Source organism: Microbacterium sp. MMO-56 (assembly GCF_037146215.1).
In the GTDB taxonomy this organism is placed as follows: Bacteria; Actinomycetota; Actinomycetes; order Actinomycetales; family Microbacteriaceae; genus Microbacterium.
In genome coordinates, this window is record NZ_JBBCVW010000001.1 from 243,390 (window position 1) to 260,223 (window position 16,834).

Annotated in this window: 19 protein-coding genes; 17 read left to right on the plus strand and 2 right to left on the minus strand. The window is 71.9% G+C overall.

Annotation, left to right across the window (positions count from 1 at the left end):
- The 6 genes from WFI00_RS01110 to WFI00_RS01135 all read left to right on the plus strand — a co-directional run bounded on the left by WFI00_RS01110 (position 1) and on the right by WFI00_RS01135 (position 5,309).
- Positions 1-324, plus strand: a complete 324-nt coding sequence (locus tag WFI00_RS01110; RefSeq protein WP_336631274.1) for a DUF2469 family protein — start codon at positions 1-3, stop codon at positions 322-324.
- 122 nt (positions 325-446) lie between these two features.
- Entirely contained in the window at positions 447-809 is a 363-nt protein-coding gene (locus WFI00_RS01115) for a YraN family protein (protein WP_336631273.1), read from the plus strand.
- A complete protein-coding gene (locus WFI00_RS01120; protein ID WP_336631272.1) occupies positions 806-2,332 on the plus strand; it encodes a YifB family Mg chelatase-like AAA ATPase in 1,527 nt (508 codons plus the stop codon). The genes WFI00_RS01115 and WFI00_RS01120 overlap by 4 nt, the downstream gene beginning before the upstream one ends.
- Positions 2,329-3,555, plus strand: coding sequence for a DNA-processing protein DprA (gene dprA, locus WFI00_RS01125; protein ID WP_336631271.1), 1,227 nt, complete (start codon positions 2,329-2,331; stop codon positions 3,553-3,555). The genes WFI00_RS01120 and dprA overlap by 4 nt, the downstream gene beginning before the upstream one ends.
- 184 nt (positions 3,556-3,739) lie before the next feature.
- A complete protein-coding gene (locus WFI00_RS01130; protein WP_336631270.1) occupies positions 3,740-4,639 on the plus strand; it encodes a tyrosine-type recombinase/integrase in 900 nt (299 codons plus the stop codon).
- 52 nt (positions 4,640-4,691) lie between these two features.
- The gene (locus WFI00_RS01135; RefSeq protein WP_336631269.1) at positions 4,692-5,309 is read left to right on the plus strand and encodes a DUF3060 domain-containing protein; all 618 of its coding nucleotides are present in this window, start codon (positions 4,692-4,694) and stop codon (positions 5,307-5,309) included.
- A 4-nt stretch (positions 5,310-5,313) separates the two neighbouring features.
- Here the strand turns inward: WFI00_RS01135 and WFI00_RS01140 are convergent, their stop codons facing one another.
- Positions 5,314-5,910 carry a murein hydrolase activator EnvC family protein gene (locus WFI00_RS01140; protein ID WP_336631268.1) on the minus strand — a complete coding sequence of 199 codons (597 nt, stop codon included), beginning with the start codon at positions 5,908-5,910 and terminating at the stop codon, positions 5,314-5,316.
- Positions 5,911-6,230: 320 nt separating this feature from the next.
- Here WFI00_RS01140 and rpsB point away from each other — a divergent pair, with 320 nt between their 5' ends.
- The 9 genes from rpsB to WFI00_RS01185 all read left to right on the plus strand — a co-directional run bounded on the left by rpsB (position 6,231) and on the right by WFI00_RS01185 (position 12,834).
- Complete coding sequence (gene rpsB, locus WFI00_RS01145) at positions 6,231-7,133, plus strand: 30S ribosomal protein S2 (RefSeq protein WP_336631267.1); 903 nt, start codon at positions 6,231-6,233, stop codon at positions 7,131-7,133.
- An 88-nt stretch (positions 7,134-7,221) separates the two neighbouring features.
- Positions 7,222-8,049, plus strand: a complete 828-nt coding sequence (tsf, locus tag WFI00_RS01150) for a translation elongation factor Ts (protein ID WP_336631266.1) — start codon at positions 7,222-7,224, stop codon at positions 8,047-8,049.
- Positions 8,050-8,138: 89 nt separating this feature from the next.
- Positions 8,139-8,858, plus strand: coding sequence for a UMP kinase (gene pyrH, locus WFI00_RS01155; RefSeq protein WP_336631265.1), 720 nt, complete (start codon positions 8,139-8,141; stop codon positions 8,856-8,858).
- Between the two features lie 52 nt (positions 8,859-8,910).
- On the plus strand, positions 8,911-9,465 hold the full coding sequence (gene frr, locus WFI00_RS01160; protein ID WP_336631264.1) for a ribosome recycling factor: 555 nt from the start codon (positions 8,911-8,913) through the stop codon (positions 9,463-9,465).
- Positions 9,466-9,469: 4 nt separating this feature from the next.
- Positions 9,470-10,492 carry a phosphatidate cytidylyltransferase gene (locus WFI00_RS01165; RefSeq protein WP_336631263.1) on the plus strand — a complete coding sequence of 341 codons (1,023 nt, stop codon included), beginning with the start codon at positions 9,470-9,472 and terminating at the stop codon, positions 10,490-10,492.
- Positions 10,489-11,055, plus strand: coding sequence for a DivIVA domain-containing protein (locus tag WFI00_RS01170; RefSeq protein ID WP_336631262.1), 567 nt, complete (start codon positions 10,489-10,491; stop codon positions 11,053-11,055). The genes WFI00_RS01165 and WFI00_RS01170 overlap by 4 nt, the downstream gene beginning before the upstream one ends.
- Before the next feature lie 76 nt (positions 11,056-11,131).
- A complete protein-coding gene (locus WFI00_RS01175) occupies positions 11,132-11,836 on the plus strand; it encodes a lytic transglycosylase domain-containing protein (protein ID WP_336631261.1) in 705 nt (234 codons plus the stop codon).
- Between the two features lie 4 nt (positions 11,837-11,840).
- Positions 11,841-12,122 carry a hypothetical protein gene (locus tag WFI00_RS01180; protein WP_336631260.1) on the plus strand — a complete coding sequence of 94 codons (282 nt, stop codon included), beginning with the start codon at positions 11,841-11,843 and terminating at the stop codon, positions 12,120-12,122.
- Position 12,123: 1 nt separating this feature from the next.
- Positions 12,124-12,834 carry an alpha/beta hydrolase gene (locus WFI00_RS01185; protein ID WP_336631259.1) on the plus strand — a complete coding sequence of 237 codons (711 nt, stop codon included), beginning with the start codon at positions 12,124-12,126 and terminating at the stop codon, positions 12,832-12,834.
- A 22-nt stretch (positions 12,835-12,856) separates the two neighbouring features.
- On the opposite strand, the gene WFI00_RS01190 is transcribed toward WFI00_RS01185, so the two are convergent.
- The gene (locus WFI00_RS01190; protein WP_336631258.1) at positions 12,857-13,936 is read right to left on the minus strand and encodes an AI-2E family transporter; all 1,080 of its coding nucleotides are present in this window, start codon (positions 13,934-13,936) and stop codon (positions 12,857-12,859) included.
- 175 nt (positions 13,937-14,111) lie between these two features.
- On the opposite strand from WFI00_RS01190, the gene WFI00_RS01195 reads away from it, so the two are divergent.
- The gene (locus tag WFI00_RS01195; protein WP_336631257.1) at positions 14,112-15,896 is read left to right on the plus strand and encodes a glycosyl transferase; all 1,785 of its coding nucleotides are present in this window, start codon (positions 14,112-14,114) and stop codon (positions 15,894-15,896) included.
- Positions 15,896-16,834, plus strand: a complete 939-nt coding sequence (locus WFI00_RS01200; RefSeq protein ID WP_336631256.1) for a tetratricopeptide repeat protein — start codon at positions 15,896-15,898, stop codon at positions 16,832-16,834. Before WFI00_RS01195 ends, WFI00_RS01200 begins: the two co-directional genes overlap by 1 nt.

A 16,834-nucleotide genomic window follows, 5' to 3' on the forward strand; every position in this document is an offset into this window, starting at 1 on the left:
ATGGATGACGAAGTCTTCGAGGATTACGACCGCGAACTCGAGCTTGCCCTGTACAAGGAGTACCGCGACGTCGTATCGCAGTTCCAGTACGTGATCGAGACCGAGCGACGCTTCTACCTCGCGAACGACGTCAACGTCGTCCGCCGCGACACGGAGCACGACTTCTACTTCGAGATCTCCATGACCGACGTGTGGGTGTGGGACATCTACCGCGCGGACCGCTTCGTGAAGAGCGTGCGGGTGCTGACCTTCAAGGACGTCAACGTCGAAGAGCTGCAGCGCCGCGACTTCGAGCTGCCCGACGAGCTCTCGCTCGACTCCTGAACGGGGAGCGCTCCGTCTGAGCGCTCGATGCCGGCTCCTCCCCAGACGGGACGGGAGCCCGATCGTCCACGGATCGCCGATCGCGCCCCCGCCCCGCCGGTCGGAGCGGGCACGATGCCGTCATGGCGGACAAGGATGAGCGGGGTCGGGCGGGCGAGGAACGAGCCGCCGCCTACCTTCGGAGCCTCGGGTTCGAGGTGCGGGATCGCAACTGGCGGTGTGCCGCCGGCGAGATCGACATCGTCGCGGTGCGGGGCGCCGACCTCGTCGTGGTTGAGGTGAAGACGCGGCGCACCGCGCTGTACGGTCACCCGTTCGAGGCCGTCGATCGGCGCAAACGCGACCGGTTGTGGCGACTGTGCGCGGCCTGGGCCCGTGCCCACCCCGAGACCGCTCGCCACCGCCGACTCCGGATCGATGTGATCGGGATCACCGGTGAGGATCCGGCCACCGCCCGGCTCGAGCACCTGCAGGACCTCGGATGAGCGTCGCGCGCACGTGGGGCGTCGTCCTGACGGGTCTGCACGGGGATCTCGTCGAGGTGGAGGCCGACCTCTCCGCCCAGACGCCGGGATTCGACATCATCGGACTCGTGGACCGCGCGATCGGCGAGGCGCACCGGCGCGTGCACAATGCGTGCGCGAACAGCGGACTGCCGCTGTCCCGACGACGCCTCACCGTGAACCTGTCGCCCGCCCGTCTCCCCAAGCACGGGACGGCACTCGACCTCGCCATCGCGGTCGCCGCACTCGCGACCGAGACGCCGATGGACGTCTCCTCGCTCGCCCGCACCGCACACCTGGGGGAGCTGGGTCTCGACGGTCGGGTACGACCCGTCCCGGGTGTCCTCCCCGCGGTCGCGGCCGCCGCGCGCGCCGGCATGCGGCGCGTCATGGTGCCGCACGCGAACCGCGCCGAGGCCGAGCTCGTGCCGGGCATCGAGGTGGTCGCGGCCGCGGCGCTGCGCGACGCGGTCCGCCACCACGGCGGAGAGGTCGACGACATCGAGGTGGAGCCGGTGCCGCATCCCGGCGGCTCGCCCTCCGAGACACAGGAGAGCCCCGACCTCGTCGACGTCGTCGGTCAGCGCGACGCCGTCGATGCGCTGATCCTCGCCGCGGCGGGCGGGCATCACCTGCTGATGAGCGGTCCGCCGGGCGCGGGCAAGACGATGCTCGCGCGGCGACTCCCGGGGATCCTCCCCGGTCTCGACGACGAGGACGCGCTGCAGGCGGCGTCGTTGCGCTCGCTTGCGGGCCTGCCCGTGACCCGGCTCGATCGGACGCCTCCGTTCGAGGCGCCCCACCACAGTGCGAGCGTCGCGGCGCTCGTCGGCGGTGGCAGCCGGGCCGTCCGTCCGGGTGCGATCGCACGCGCGAGCGGCGGCGTGCTGTTCCTGGACGAGGCGGGCGAGTACGGCGCGCATGCCCTCGACGCCCTCAGGCAGCCGCTGGAGTCCGGCCGCATCGAGATCCACCGGGCGGGGTTCCGCGCGGTGTTCCCGGCGCGGTTCCAGCTGGTGCTCGCCACGAACCCGTGCCCCTGCGGCAACTACGGCGTGCCGCAGGCGGAGTGCCGCTGCCCGTCGCTGGCGATCCGTCGGTACCTCGGGAAGCTCTCCGGACCGCTGCGCGACCGCATCGACATCGAGCTCCAGTTGCAGCGCGTCGCGCGGCTCCGCGCGGGAGACGAGGCCCGGGTGACCACCGCTCAGGCCCGCGCCCGCGTCGCGGCGGCGCGCGAACGCGCCGCCCGACGTCTCGCGGGGACGCCCTGGCGGACGAACGCGGAGGTGTCCGGAGCCTGGCTGCGCGACGGCCCGCTCGCCCCGTCGGCCGAGATACGTCGGCCGCTCGACGTCGCGCTGCACCGCGGAGCGCTGACCCTCCGCGGGTACGACCGGGTGCTGCGGGTGGCATGGTCCAACGCGGACATGGCCGGGCGCGAGCACCTCGACGCCGCCGACATCGGCAGAGCGCTCTACCTCAAGCGCGGAGCGTCGGCATGACCGGCCCGGATCTGAGCATCGCGGTCGCGCGGCGGGAGCTGGGCGCGCTCGCCGGTGGGCGCGACGACGAGGCGACCATCGCCGCCTACGCGCGCACGATCTGGTCGGTGCTCACCGAACCCGGAGACCGGATCGCAGGCACGCTCGTGCGGACGCACGGGGCGGCGGCGGCTCTCGAGCTCGCCGCGTCCGGACGCGCCGACGGCGCGCTCGACGAGGCGGGCGTCTCGGCGGAAGAACTCGCCGCCGGTCGCCGTCGATGGCATCCGCGGCTCGGCGGCGTCGCGACGGCGCTCGCCAACGCCCGTCGCGCGGGAGTGCACCTGATCGTCCCCGGCGACCCGCCGTGGCCGTGCCGGGCCGACGATCTGGGCCCTTTCGCCCCGCTGTGCCTCTGGGTGCGGGGCGATCCGGCCGCGCTCGACACCGCGCCCGCGGCGGTGGCGATCGTCGGTTCGCGCGCGGCGACGGGCTACGGCGAACACGTGGCGGCGGAGCTGGGCGCCGATGCGGCGGGCGCCGGGCACGTCGTCTACTCCGGCGCCGCGTACGGCATCGACGCCGCCGCGCACCGGGCGGTGCTGGCCGCCGGCGGTCCGACGGTCGCCGTCATGGCCGGGGGCATCGAGCGTCCCTACCCGGCGGGTCACGCCGATCTGCTGAACCGGATCGCGGCGACCGGCGCGGTCATCGCCGAAGTCGCGTGCGGGACGGCGCCGACCCGGCATCGCTTCCTCGCGCGCAACAGACTGATCGCCGCGCTGAGCGACGCGACCGTCGTCGTCGAGGCGGGATGGCGCAGCGGCGCCCTCAACACGGCGCACCACGCGCAGGCGCTCGGCCGGCCCGTGGGCGTCGTCCCCGGTCCGATCACGAGCGCATCCTCGATGGGATGCCACCGGCTGCTGCGAGAGGGCGACGCCGTCTGCATCACGGGCATCGACGATGTGCGCGACCTCCTCGGCGTTCAGGAGGGGGCGGACGCCAGGGGAGTCCGGTCCGCGGACACCGGCGGCGAGTACACCGGCGAGAGGACGCGCATCCTCGACGCCCTCAGCGTTCGTTCCGCGCGCACGGTCGGGGAGGTCGCGCGTCGAGCCGGCTTCGCTCCCGAGGAGGCCGCCGCGCTCCTCGGCCTGCTCGAACTGGAGGGACGCGCCGCGCGAACGCCCTCCGGGTGGGTCCGTCCCGCGCGAGCGGAAACGGCGGGCGGCATCCCGTGACCGTCGGGCTCGTCGTGCGCTCCCGACCCGTGCTCGCGACGCCGTGATCCCACGCCGCACCCGCACGCCGTTCCTACGACCTCGATGCCGTGCGGGCATGGGCGCGGGCGACCCCCCGCTCCGGCTCTGGCCGACACGCCTTCCGCGGCGCACGGGAGACCCCGGGCGCGGGCATGCTGGGGGAGTGCGACTGACACGGGCAGCAGAGGCGTACGCGACGCACCTCGCCGAGGTGCGCCGGCTCTCGCCCGCGACGGTTCGCGCCTATTCCGCGGACCTGCGCGACCTCGCGGATGCCGTGGGCGACGCCGACCTCGGCGACGTCGACCTCGATGCCCTCCGCGACTGGCTGTGGTCGGCGACGCGACGCGGCGATGCGCGATCGACGCTGGCGCGTCGCACCGCGTCCGCGCGCGGATTCTTCGCATGGGCCCTCGACGCGGGGCTCGTCCGCGCCGACCCGAGCCTGCGACTGGTCGCGCCCAAACGCGGTCGTACGCTGCCGAAGGTGGCGGCGGCCCCCGCTCTCGACGCGGTGCTGGACGCCGCGTCCGCTCGCGCGGCGGGCGGCGACGCGATCGCGCTGCGGGATGCGGCGATCCTCGAGATCCTCTACGCCTCGGCGCTGCGGGTGGCGGAGCTGTGCGGGGCGGACGTGGACGACCTCGACCTCGACCGCCGTGTCGTGCGCGTCATGGGCAAGGGGGCCAAGGAACGCGTCGTCCCGTACGGAGAACCCGCGGCCCGCGCGCTGGACGCGTATCTCGCCCGTGCCCGCCCGGCGCTGGTCGCCCGGGGGGACGGGACGGCCGCGCTCTTCCTCGGGGTGCGCGGAGGCCGGCTCGGCACCCGTGCCGCCTACGGAGTGGTCTCGCGCGCCGTGGCCCCCGCGGTGGGCGCGGAGACGATCGGCCCGCACGCGCTCCGCCACTCCGCCGCCACCCACCTCCTCGACGGCGGAGCCGACCTGCGGACCGTGCAGGAGATGCTCGGTCACGCGAGTCTCGGGACGACGCAGATCTACACGCACGTGTCGGCCGAGCGCCTCGCCGCCGCCTACCGCCTCGCCCATCCCCGCGCCTGAGACCGCCGCCGACCGGCCCGGGCCGCCACACGCGTGCGCGTACGCTGGGCGCATGGCCACGATGACCCGACGCGCCGTCCGATCCCTCGTCGGAGCGGCCGCCGCGCTCGCGCTGCTCTCCGGATGCGCGGCGCACTCGTCGCCGCGCGCGACGGTGGTCCCGGACGACGACGCATCGTCGCCGACGTCGCAGGTGCAGCCGAGCGCGACCGCCCGCCCGACGGCCGCGGCGCCCACCGCGTCACCCACCACGGCACCGACGTCTGCACTCGAGGCCGGGTCCGGCACGGTCGCCCCCTGCTCCGAGGGACTCGCGGCGATCAGCGGTGAGGGCGGCGCCTACGTCGTCAGCGACGACTGCGCGCGCGTCGAGGTGTCCGGCGAGGGGATCACGGTGCGCCTCTCCGGTGTCGTGGGGAGTCTCACCGTTCGCGGCGAGGGGATCGGCGTGGACGTCGGAGCGCTGGGCGACCTGACGCTCGAGGGCCAGGGGAGCCGCGTCACGAGCGGCGCGATCGGCAGTGCCGCCGTGCGGGGCGATCGGAACACGGTGTCCAGCAGCGGCGAGATCGGAGCCGTCACGGTCTTCGGCAACGGCAACACCGTGGAGGGGACGCGGGTCGGCTCCACACAGATCAGCGGCGACGGCAACGCGGTCGGGGACGCCTGACTCCTCAGCAGCAGGGCAGGAGCACGGCGTGCGGAAGATCGCCGAACAGTCGCAGGGGGTCGATGTACGCGCCCTCCTCGCGCACCCCCAGATGGAGGGTCCCGAGCTCCGCGTGACCGCCTCGATCGACACGGCCGACGACCTCTCCCGCGGCGACGACGCTGCCGATCGGAAGAGCGGAGACCACCGGCTCCAGAGTGGAGACGAGACCCTCGCCGTGGTCGATCGTCACGACGCCGCGGTCGACGACCCGTCCGGAGAACGCGACCGTCCCCGCGGCGGGAGAGACCACGTCGGCACCGACGTCCGCGGCGAGATCGACGCCCCGGTGCCCCGGCGCATAGGCATGGGCGGGCGCGATGAACCGGCTCGTGATGCGGACCGGCAGGACGGGCCATCGCCATCGCCATTCCGTGACAGGCGCCGCGAGCCCCTCCTCCGTGACCGGCGCCGCTGCGGCGGCACCGGCGTGCGCCGAGTCGCCGCAGGCGGGGCCCGATCCCGTCCACAGCGCGGCGAGGATCGCCACGGCCACGCCGCGACGCAAGGCCCGCGTGCGGGCTCGTCTCGCGGCCGGCGTGGGGGTCGTGGGTGCGGCCATGTCCCGACTGTGCCGTGCCCGCCACCGTGCCGAGACCGGGTCGTGGCCGCCCGGGGACGGATGGTCGGATCGGTTCACGGGGGAGGAGAGGATGATGCCGCGCCGCGCAGTCCGGCACGCCGCCGGCTGATACACTGGACGATGCACCCCGCTCGTCGGGGTGACTACGCGTGCCCAGAGCGCCGTCGCGGATCGTCCCGGTCCGTCGGCGCGGCATCCACACCCACAGGTCTCTCCGTCCGCGGAGTGCGGGTGTGCGCCGGGCACCAGGAGCATCGGCCGTCCGGCCGAGCGAGAAACCTACACGAAGGAGAACGGCCATGGCCGTCGTCACGATCCGCCAGCTGCTCGACAGCGGCGTCCACTTCGGGCACCAGACCCGCCGCTGGAACCCGAAAGTCAAGCGCTTCATCCTCACGGAGCGCTCCGGCATCCACATCATCGACCTCCAGCAGTCGCTCGGATACATCGACAAGGCGTACGAGTACGTGCGCGAGACGGTCGCCCACGGCGGCACGATCCTGTTCGTCGGCACCAAGAAGCAGGCGCAGGAAGTCATCGCCGAGCAGGCGACCCGTGTGGGCCAGCCCTACGTCAACCAGCGCTGGCTCGGTGGCCTCCTCACGAACTTCTCGACCGTGAGCAAGCGCCTCGCCCGCATGAAGGAGCTCGAGCAGCTCGACTTCGACAACCCGGCCGACTCGGGCTTCACGAAGAAGGAGCTCCTGCTCAAGAAGCGCGAGCTCGACAAGCTGCACAAGTCGCTCGGCGGCATCCGCAACCTCACCAAGACGCCGTCTGCCATGTGGGTCGTCGACGCCAAGCGCGAGCACCTCGCCATCGACGAGGCCAAGAAGCTCGGCATCCCCGTGATCGGCATCCTCGACACCAACGCCGACCCGGACGAGTTCCAGTTCCCGATCCCGGGCAACGACGACGCGATCCGCTCGGTGGGTCTGCTCACCCGCATCATCGCCGACGCCGCGGCGGAGGGCCTGATCCAGCGTCACCAGCCGACCGACGAGTCCGCCGACGCCGAGCCGCTGGCTGACTGGGAGCGCGAGCTCCTCGAGCAGGGTGGCGCCCCCACCGAGCCCGCCGCCGACGCGACGATCGTCACGGACGTGGCCGAGGTCGAGACCATCGCCACCGAGTCGGCCGCCGACGAGGCGGGCGCCGAGGCGAAGGCCGAAGGCGACGCCGCGGCTGTCGCCGCCGAGTAAGGCTCACACACCTCTCGGTGCGGGATCGTCGCGAATCGCGTCGGTCCCGCACCGGCATCCACTCATCGAAACCAAGGAGCCACCACCCATGGCAAACTTCACCATCGCCGACATCAAGACGCTGCGCGAGCAGCTCGGAACGGGCATGGTCGACACCAAGAAGGCGCTCGAGGAGGCCGACGGCGACCTCGAGAAGGCCGTCGAGATCCTGCGTCTGAAGGGCGCGAAGGGCAACGCCAAGCGTGCCGACCGCTCGACCAGCGAGGGCCTCGTGACCGCCGTCGCGCACGGCGACAAGGTGACGATCCTCGAGCTCAACACCGAGACCGACTTCGTCGCGAAGAACGAGCGCTTCATCGCTCTGGCCGACAAGGTCCTCGAGGCGGCCGCCGCGGTGGACGCCGACTCGGTCGAGGCCGCGCTCGCCGCGCCCGCCGGGTCGCAGACGGTCGCCGAGCTCATCTCGGACGAGGCCGCGATCATCGGCGAGAAGGTCGAGCTGCGCCGCGTGCGCACGATCTCGGGCGACAAGTTCGAGATCTACCTCCACAAGACGAGCAAGGACCTGCCGCCGCAGGTCGGCGTGGTGCTGGCCTACACGGGCGACGACGCCGAGACGGCGCGCTCCATCGCGCAGCACATCTCGTTCGCGAACCCGACCTACCTCACGCGCGAGGACGTCCCCGCCGCCGAGGTCGAGAAGGAGCGCGAGATCGTCACCGAGATCTCCCGCAACGAGGGCAAGCCCGAGGCCGCTCTGCCGAAGATCGTCGAGGGCCGCGTGAACGCGTTCTTCAAGCAGGTCGCGCTCCTGGACCAGGACTACGCGAAGGACAACAAGCTGTCCGTCGCGAAGGTCGCCGGAGACGCCGGCCTGACGCTCACCGATTTCGCCCGGTTCAAGGTCGGCGCGTAAGTCGCCGGAAGGGGTCCGCATTCCTCGCGATGCGGGCCCCTTTTCCATGCCCGCTTCGATAGTCTGCAACCCGACGAGAGGAACCCCCCGTGATCGATGAGAACACCGGACGCCGCCGCGTCCTGCTGAAGCTGTCCGGCGAAGCGTTCGGGGGAGGCCAGCTCGGCGTCAACCCGGACGTCGTGGGCCAGATCGCGCGGGAGATCGCCGCGGCCGTCGACCGCGTAGAGGTGTCGATCGTCGTGGGCGGCGGCAACTTCTTCCGCGGTGCGGAGCTGAGCCAGCGCGGCATGGACCGCGGCCGGGCCGACTACATGGGCATGCTCGGCACCGTGATGAACGCGCTCGCCCTGCAGGACTTCCTGGAGCAGGCCGGAGCCGCGACGCGCGTGCAGTCCGCGATCTCGATGACCCAGGTCGCCGAGCCGTACATCCCGCGTCGGGCCGAGCGCCACATGGAGAAGGGCCGGGTCGTCATCTTCGGCGCGGGGGCCGGACTGCCCTACTTCTCCACCGACACGGTCGCCGCGCAGCGCGCACTGGAGATCGGCGCGGACGAGGTGCTCGTCGCCAAGAACGGGGTCGACGGCGTCTACACCGCCGACCCGAAGAAGGATGCCGAGGCCGTGCGCATCGACGAGATCACCTACCAGGACGCGCTGCAGCGCGGCCTCAAGGTCGTCGACTCCACCGCGTTCAGCCTGTGCATGGACAACGGCATCGACATGCGCGTGTTCGGCATGGAGCCGGCGGGCAACGTCACCCGCGCCCTGCTCGGAGAGCGCATCGGCACGCTGGTCACGGTCTGACCACGAGCGCGCCACTAGAATCGTCAACGAAGCACCAACGAATGGAGTGACCGTGATCGCCGACATCCTGGCCGACACGACCGGGCGCATGGATCGCGCCGTCGAGGCCGCGAAGGACGACTTCGCGACCGTTCGCACGGGGCGTGCCAACCCGCAGTTGTTCCAGAAGGTGATGGTCGACTACTACGGGTCCCCGACGCCGCTGTCACAGCTGGCGTCGCTGAACGCGCCCGAGGCGCGGACGCTCGTCGTCACCCCGTACGACAAGTCCGCGCTCAAGGCCATCGAGCAGGCGATCCGCGACGTTCCGAACCTCGGCGTGAACCCGACGAACGACGGCAACCTCGTGCGCGTCACGATGCCCGAGCTCACCGCGGATCGTCGCAAGGAGTACGTCAAGCTCGTGCGCACGAAGGGCGAGGACGCGAAGGTGCACCTCCGCGGCATCCGACGCAAGGCCAAGGACGAGCTGGACGGCCTCAAGAGCGAGGTCGGCGAGGACGAGCTCGCTCGCGCCGAGAAGGAGCTCGACGCGCTCACGCGCTCGCACGTCGACGAGATCGACGAGGCGCTCAAGCGCAAAGAGGCTGAACTCCTCGAGGTCTGACGCGATGAGCGATCCCTCCGACGCACCCGACACCGGGGAGGAGGCACCCCCGACCCGAGCGACGGGCCGTCGACCGGCGGACCCTTCGACGGCCTTCGGCGAGCATGTGCGAGCCGCGCGCAGCGAGTTCGAGCACCAGATCGACAAGGCCCGCGCGGACTTCGAGCAGGTCAACGACCGCATCAACGCGCGCACGGGGCGCAACCTCCTGATGGCGACGGTGATCGGCGTCGGGGTCGGCGCGCTCGTGCTCGCGTCGCTGCTGTTCGTGAAGTGGGCCTTCCTGCTGTTCGCGATCCCGGTGTGCCTCCTCGGCGTCTTCGAGTTCACGCGGGCGCTGCAGACGGCGGGTCGTCGCGTCGATCTCGTCCCGCAGCTCGTCGTCGGCGGCCTCATCATGCTGTCCGGGTACTTCGTCGGGCACTGGACGCATCTGGTCGTCACGTTCGCATCGGTCGTCGCGGTCGTGATCTGGCGTCTTCTCGCGCAGATGGCGGCGGCGGACGGCCGCAGCTACGGCGACGTCCTCACCGATGTCCTGGTGTCGGGCTTCATGCCGCTGTACGTCCCCTTCCTCGGCTCGCTCACGCTGGTGCTGCTGCGCCAGGAGCAGGGCGAGTGGTGGGTGCTCGGGATGATCCTCGTCGTCGTCGTCGCGGACACCGGCGCCTACGCGAGCGGTCTCGCGTTCGGATCGCACCCGATGGCACCTCGGATCAGTCCCAAGAAGACGTGGGAGGGCTTCGCGGGCGGGGCGGTCGCGACCACCGCGGTCGCGGTCGTCTACGCGATCTTCGTGCTCGAGGCGCCGTGGTGGGTCGGCGCGGTCTTCGGCGTCGTCATCCTCGCCTGCGCGACCGTCGGCGATCTCGGCGAGTCCATGATCAAGCGCGACCTCGGCATCAAGGACATGAGCTCCTGGCTGCCGGGTCACGGAGGCGTGCTCGACCGCCTCGATTCCATCCTGCCCTCGGCGGCCGCGGCGCTCGGCCTCTACTTCCTGTTCTTCCCCCTGGTGAGTGTATGACCGATCAGATCGCGACCGCCCCGTCCCCCTTCCCGCACGCCGCGGGACGGCAGAAGGGCTATCGCCCCGGCGATGTCGACGCGTTCCTCGAACGTGCACGTGCGGCGTTCGAGTCGCCGGAGTCCGCCGACATCGATTCCGTCGCGGTGCGCACCGTCGCCTTCCCGCTCGTGCGGCGCGGCTACCAGGTCGGCGCCGTGGATGCGGCGCTCGGCCGTATCGAGGATGCGTTCGCCGCCCGCGAGCGCGAGCACGCGCTCAGCCGCGCCGGAGCGCGGGCGTGGGTCGGGCAGTCGCGCAGGCTCGCCCAGGAGGTGCTCGACCGGCTCACACGGCCGCGGGGTCGGCGCTTCCGTCGCGTCGGTCTGCTCCGCTTCGGATATCGCGTGGACGAGGTCGACATCGTGGCGGAAAAGATCGCCCGGTTCCTCGAGAGCGGGGAGCCGGTGACCGTCGACCAGGTGCGGGGCGTGGCCTTCCGGATGCAGCGCGGCGGCTACAGCGAGGCGCAGGTCGACGCGGTCCTCGACGCGGTCATCGAGGTCATGCTCGCCGTCGTCTGACACCGCGACGCCGTCGTGGCGTCGCCCCTCGAGCCGGGTGGAGTCGCCCCGTCTCGCTGGGTAGAATCGGAGCACTGTGACCTCCGACGCCGAGTTGACTTCCGCGGCCGACCGCCCGGTCGCCCCGCACGCCCGCACCGCCGTCCGTACGACGGCGCCCCGGCCGTCGCGGCGTCGCCGGATGCTCAGCGTCGGCGCCGTGCTCGCCGTCGCGGGCTTCGGGATCGCGTACCTCGCGCCCCTCGGCGCCACGGTTCCGCGCGCCGTCGCCGCCGACCTCCCGCCCGTGTCGCTGTACGCCGGCACGCTCGCCGACGCGCAGTCCTACCTCGGCGAGGTCACTGCGGAGGTCGCCATGGACCGCGGTGCCGTGGGATACACGGTCTACGTCACCCCCACGCCGACGCCCACACCGACGCCGGAGCGCGCGACGGCCGAGTCGGCCGCCGTCTGGACGCCGCCGTTCGTGGCCCCCGATCCGGGCAGCGCCCAGGCCATCGCCTACGGGATGGTCCAGGGGCGGGGCTGGGGCGACGGCGAGTTCTCCTGCCTCGTCGCGCTGTGGAATCGCGAGTCCGGCTGGCGCGTGAACGCCTACAACGCCGGGAGCGGCGCCTACGGCATCCCGCAGTCTCTGCCGGGCAACAAGATGGCGTCGGCCGGCGCCGACTGGGAGACCAACCCCGCGACGCAGATCGCGTGGGGCCTCGGGTACATCTCGGGGCGCTACGGATCGCCGTGCGGCGCGTGGGGTCACTCGCAGTCCGTGGGGTGGTACTGATCGGATGCCCCGCGCGAACCGTCGTCGTCCGGAACCCGATGACGACTCCTTCGATCGTCTGCTGAGCGGCTGGAAGCGCACCGAGGTGCGCCGCGGCGTCACGTGGACGATCCAGCCGGTGAGCGCCGCCGCCGCGCAGAAGACCTACACGTGCCCCGGGTGCCGACGCGACGTGTCGCCCGGCGTCGCGCACGTGGTGACCTGGCGCGCCGATGGGGTCCTGGGGGACGCCGCGGATCTCGCCGCGAGGCGGCATTGGCACACGACCTGTTGGAGGATCGGCTGACATGGAGATCCGCGGACCCGTTCTGCTCCCGGCCCGGCGCGAGGACATCGAGCTCGAGACGCTCGACGGCCTGACCCTGGTCGGGGAACTCGCCCTGCCCGAGCACACGGCGCCGGTCGCGACGCTCGTGACCCTGCATCCGCTGCCCACGGCGGGCGGGTTCATGGACTCGCACATTCTGCGCAAGGCCGCCGCGCGCCTGCCGGCTCTCGCCGACCTCGCCGTCCTCCGCTTCAACACGCGCGGGACGACGTCGCCGCGCGGTACGAGCGAGGGTGCGTTCGACGGCGGGCGTGCCGAGGCCTTCGACGTCGCGGCGGCGATGGACGTCGTCCGTGAGCGCGCCCTTCCCCGCCCCTGGCTGGTGGGCTGGTCCTTCGGGACCGAGCTGGCGCTCAAGTACGGTCGCGATCACGACGTGGAGGGCGTCATCCTCCTGTCGCCGCCGCTGCATCGGGCGACGGCGGACGACGTGGCGGCCTGGGCCGGCGACGACCGCCGGATGGTGGTCCTGGTCCCCGAGTTCGACGACTATCTGCGCCCCGCCGAGGCGCGCGAGCGGTTCGCCGCGGTCCCCGGCGCCGTGCTGATCGCCGTCGAGGGCGGCAAGCACCTGTGGGTGGGGGAGAGCCAGACCCGACGCGTGCTCACCGAGATCGTCGCCGCCGTGAATCCCGACGCGCTGCCGCTGGCCACGGAGTGGGACGACTGACGCGGCGCGACGTGCGCGCCTGTCAGAGCTCGTTCTGGCGGGGTACGACGACCTGGCGGTAGATGATCAGGATGCTCGCTGCCACGGGGATCGCCACAAGGGCTCCCAGCAGCCCCAGCAGGGATCCACCGGCGAGGGCGGCGATGACCACGACCGCTCCCGGCACCGAGACCGCACGGTTCATGATCCGCGGCGAGAGCAGGTACGCCTCGACCTGCATGTAGATCGCGTACCAGATGAGGGCCACCAGCGCCGTCAGCGGTGAGCCGAGGCCGGGGATCAGACAGGTCAGCACGATGATCGCGGAACCGGTGAGGGTTCCCACGAGCGGGATCAGCGAGAAGAAGAAGGCCACGACCGCGAGCACGGCGGGGAAGGGCGCCTGGATGATGGAGAGGAAGATCGCGCTCAGGACGCCGTTGATCGCGCCGAGCGTCACCTGCCCCATGACGTAGTGTCCGACCGACGCGGTGATCTGCTCGGAGAGGTCGATGAACCGCGCGCGCTTGGACGCGGGGACGAGCTGATAGACGGCGGCCTTGAGGTTCGGCGTGGAGGCGGTGAAGTAGATGGTCAGGATGAGGACGATCAGCGCGCCGGTGGAGCCGGCGATGATGCCGGCGCCGATGCCGAGGATCGCGGAGGTCGCCGCGCCGCCGATCTTGCCGTAGTCCAGCGAGTTCGCCCAGTCGGCGACGTACGAGAAGACCTCGTCCACCTTCAGCGTCGGGAACGTGGCCTGCAGCCAGCCGTGCAGGTCGGCCACGGGGTCCCACTGTCCGTCGACGACGCGGGAGACGAGCGTCTGGATCTGCGCGATCAGCTGGGAGATCTGCCCGACGAGCACCGGGATCACGATCACCACGATCCCCGTGATGACGGCGATGACGGCGGCGAACGTGATGAGGAGAGCGGCCCAGCGGGGCAGCCCCTTGCGCTCGAGCCACGACACGAGCGGGTCGAGGCCCAGCGCCAGGAAGAGCGCCGTCCCGACGTAGAGGAGGATCGTCGACAGCGACTGGATGCTCGTGATGAGCAGGATCCCGACGCCGACGCCGAGCGTGGCGACGAGGGCCGTGCGGAACGGGTGGTGCAGCTTCACGCGAACTCCTCAGGATCACCGATCGTGGTGTCAGGATACGCAGACTAGTGGGCGTGGCCCGCGCATGACGCGGGGTTGACACGCCTCCCGGGCGACGCACAGGTCCTCTTCGCTAGGCTGGAACGTCGATGTGTGCTCCCGAGCCCGAGTCGGTGAGCTCAGGAAGGTGTGATTCGTGCGTTTCGTGTGGGCCGTGGTCGCCTTCGTGTTGGCCGCTCTCATGATCGGTGCGGGCATCGCCCAGCGCACGGTTCTCGTCGGACCCAAGTCCGAGAGCCAGGCGATCCAGGTGAGCGGCGACGCCCCGTACGTCCTGATCGACGGCAGCGTGCTCGACAGCCACGAGGGGCCGCAGACGCTCCGCGTGCAGCAGAGCGGCAAGATCTTCGCCGCCTACGGGCGCACCGCCGACCTGGACGCGTGGCTCGCCCGCGCCGACTACACCCACGTCGGCTTCGCGGACGGCGAGGTCACCTCGCAGTCGGTCGCCGCCGCCGAGACCTCGACCGCCGGCGAACCGGCCCTCACCCCGGTCGGCTCCGACCTGTGGCTCGACGAGTTCGAGCAGGACGACCTCCTCATCACCCAGCTCCAGCTGCCTGCCGACATGAGCCTGCTCGTGGCGACCGACGGCACCGCCCCGGCGCCGCAGTCGCTCAGCCTCACCTGGCCCGTGCGCACCGAGACGCCCTGGGCCGGTCCTCTGATCGTCTTCGGATCGATCCTGCTCGCGGCGGGCATCGTCCTGTACGTCCTGGGCGTGCGGCACGCGCGCCGCTCCCGGGGCCCTCGACGCAAGGGGCTGCCGCTGCCGGTCACCGAACCGATCGACCTCGCGGTGGAGGGCGCCGACAAGGGCGTGATCTCGGCGACGCCGACACGGCGCGGGCTCACCCGCGGTCGGCGGTCGCTCATCGCCGTGCCGGTCCTGGCCTTCTCGGCGATGCTGGCGACCGGATGCTCTCCGGACGCCTGGCCTCGCCTGGTGCCCACCGAGACACCGTCGCCCACGCCGTCGGTCGTCGTGCCGCAGGATCAGGGGAGCCCGGTCGTGACGCAGGCGCAGGCCGAGCGGATCATCAGCCGGATCTCGACCGACGTCGCCACCGCCGATGAGAACCGCGACCCCGACGCCGCGGCGGCCCGACTCGGCGGCACGGCGCTCGCGACGCGCACGACCAACTACACCCTCCGCGGCGCGATCGCCGACCAGGCCGCTCTGCCCCCCGTGCCGAGCGGCGACCTCGTGGTCATCCTCCCGGAGGCGAACGACGACTGGCCGCGGACCTTCTTCGCCGTCGCGGCGGGCGGCTCGGACGGCGGGACCGACAAGCCCGACGTCATCATGAGCGTGACCCAGCAGGACCCCTGGTCCCCGTACAAGTTGACGACCCTGGCGGACCTCTCCTCGGATGCGAAGCTGAACCTCGCCCCCGACTACGTCGGAGCGATCCCGATCCCCGAAGACTCGCCGTTCCTCGCCATCGCCCCCAAGGATCTCGCCGCCGCCTACGCCGACGTCGTGACGAACGGATCCGGCAGCGCCTTCGCCTCGCAGTTCGACGAGGACGACGACGCGTTCCAGACCCAGCTCGCCGCCAGCCGATCCTCCCGCCTCGAGACGTTCAACCAGACGGGCGCCCAGACGGGGGCGATGACGTTCTCCGCGCAGGCGGGCACCGTGCCCCCCGTCGCGCTGGCGACCCTGGACTCGGGGGCGATCGTCGCCGTGACGGTCGACGACCTCGAGACCGTGACGCCGACCAACACCGACGCAGTCATCAAGGTCGACCAGTATCCGGTCGTGCAGACGCTCGCCGGAGTGGCCCAGTCCGCGACCGGGTTCACGACGACCTACGCGAACCAGCTCTTCTTCTTCGTCCCGAGCCAGAGCTCCAAGGAGCGCATCCAGCTCTTGGGATACTCGTCCAACGTCCTCGAAGCGAAGGTGGTCGGCTGATGAGCGATCCGAATCCCACAGCGGTGCTGCGCGGCGCCGTCGACCTGTCGGCGTTGCGGTCGCGCGCCGCGGAGCCCGCCTCGGCGGCCTCCGGGGCCGGCGGGGGGAGCGCCGTTCCCTCGCTCGTGTTCGACGTCACGGATGCGAGCTTCGGGCAGGTACTGGAGCTCTCCCGCACCGTTCCCGTCGTCGTCGACCTCTGGGCGGAGTGGTGCGGGCCGTGCACGCAGCTGAGCCCGATCCTGGAGAAGGTCGTGACCGAGCTGGGCGGCCGTCTCGTGCTCGCGAAGGTCGACGTCGACGCGAACCCGCAGCTGGCTCAGGGCTTCCGCGCGCAGTCGATCCCGATGGTCGTCGCGCTCGTCGCCGGACAGCCCGTGCCGCTGTTCACCGGGGCGGTCCCCGAGCAGCAGGTGCGCGAGGTGTTCGCCCAGCTGCTGCAGCTGGCCGCGCAACAGGGTGTCACGGGGGTCGTCCCCGTCGGTGAGCCCGGCCCCGACGCGGAAGACGACGCCGAGCCGCCGCTGCCCCCGCTCCATCAGGAGGCGTTCGACGCGATCGAGGCGGGCGACTACGGTCGCGCCGTGACGGCATACGAGGCGGCCCTCGCGGAGAACCCTCGCGACGAGCAGGCGCGAGCGGGTCTCGGACAGGTCCGTCTGCTCGATCGGGTCCAGCACCTCGATCTGCAGGAGGCGCGGGCCGCCGCCGCGGCCGCTCCGCTCGACGTCGACGCGCAGTCCGCCGTCGCGGATCTCGATCTCGCGGGCGGCCACGTGGACGACGCGTTCGGGCGTCTGCTCGACCTGTTCGCCGCCCTCCCGGACGACGAGCGAGGCCCGGTGCGCGAGCGCCTTCTGGAGCTGTTCGGCCTCGTCGGCGACGCGGACCCCCGCGTCATCCGCGCCCGCGGACGGCTGTCGTCGCTGCTGTTCTGA